This is a genomic window from Streptomyces sp. NPDC060002 (assembly GCF_042737245.1).
GTDB lineage: Bacteria > Actinomycetota > Actinomycetes > Streptomycetales > Streptomycetaceae > Streptomyces.
Genome location: NZ_JBHWUW010000129.1, coordinates 1 through 1,509, shown reverse-complemented (window position 1 = coordinate 1,509; position 1,509 = coordinate 1). Strand labels below are relative to the sequence as shown.

Here is a 1,509-nt window from a genome sequence, read left to right as displayed (position 1 = left end):
ACTCTGTACGGAGTTACAAAGGAACGAGGTAGATGAAGAGGTCTGGAAAGGCCCGCCATAGGAGGTAACAGCCCTGTAGTCAAAACTTCGTTCTCTCCTGAGTGGATCCTGAGTACGGCGGAACACGTGAAATTCCGTCGGAATCCGGGAGGACCATCTCCCAAGGCTAAATACTCCCTAGTGACCGATAGTGAACCAGTACCGTGAGGGAAAGGTGAAAAGCACCCCGGAAGGGGAGTGAAATAGAACCTGAAACCGTGTGCCTACAAGTAGTCAGAGCCCGTTAACGGGTGATGGCGTGCCTTTTGTAGAATGAACCGGCGAGTTACGATCCCGTGCAAGGTTAAGCAGAAGATGCGGAGCCGCAGCGAAAGCGAGTCTGAATAGGGCGAATTGAGTACGTGGTCGTAGACCCGAAACCAGGTGATCTACCCATGTCCAGGGTGAAGTTCAGGTAACACTGAATGGAGGCCCGAACCCACGCACGTTGAAAAGTGCGGGGATGAGGTGTGGGTAGCGGAGAAATTCCAATCGAACCTGGAGATAGCTGGTTCTCTCCGAAATAGCTTTAGGGCTAGCCTCAAGGTAAGAGTCTTGGAGGTAGAGCACTGATTGGACTAGGGGCCCCTACCGGGTTACCGAATTCAGTCAAACTCCGAATGCCAATGACTTATCCTTGGGAGTCAGACTGCGAGTGATAAGATCCGTAGTCGAAAGGGAAACAGCCCAGACCGCCAGCTAAGGTCCCAAAGTATACGTTAAGTGGAAAAGGATGTGGAGTTGCTTAGACAACCAGGATGTTGGCTTAGAAGCAGCCACCATTTAAAGAGTGCGTAATAGCTCACTGGTCGAGTGACTCTGCGCCGAAAATGTACCGGGGCTAAACGTATCACCGAAGCTGCGGACTGTTCTTCGAACAGTGGTAGGAGAGCGTTCTAAGGGCTGTGAAGCCAGACCGGAAGGACTGGTGGAGCGCTTAGAAGTGAGAATGCCGGTATGAGTAGCGAAAGAGGGGTGAGAATCCCCTCCACCGAATGCCTAAGGTTTCCTGAGGAAGGCTCGTCCGCTCAGGGTTAGTCGGGACCTAAGCCGAGGCCGAAAGGCGTAGGCGATGGACAACAGGTTGATATTCCTGTACCACCTATACATCGTTTGAACGATGGGGGGACGCAGAAGGATAGGGTAAGCGCGCTGTTGGATATGCGCGTCCAAGCAGTTAGGCCGGAAACGAGGCAAATCCCGTTTCCATTAAGGCGGAGCTGTGATGGCGAGGGAAATATAGTACCGAAGTTCCTGATTCCACGCTGCCAAGAAAAGCCTCTAGTGAGATGTAAGGTGCCCGTACCGCAAACCGACACAGGTAGGCGAGGAGAGAATCCTAAGGTGTGCGAGAGAACTCTCGTTAAGGAACTCGGCAAAATGACCCCGTAACTTCGGGAGAAGGGGTGCTTTTTAGGGTGAATAGCCCGGAAAAGCCGCAGTGAATAGGCCCAGGCGACTGTTTAGCAA

1 rRNA gene is annotated in these 1,509 nt (G+C 52.6%); it reads left to right on the top strand.

Annotation, left to right across the window (positions count from 1 at the left end):
* Positions 1–1,509 (top strand): 23S ribosomal RNA (locus ACFWBD_RS41470); the annotation flags it as partial.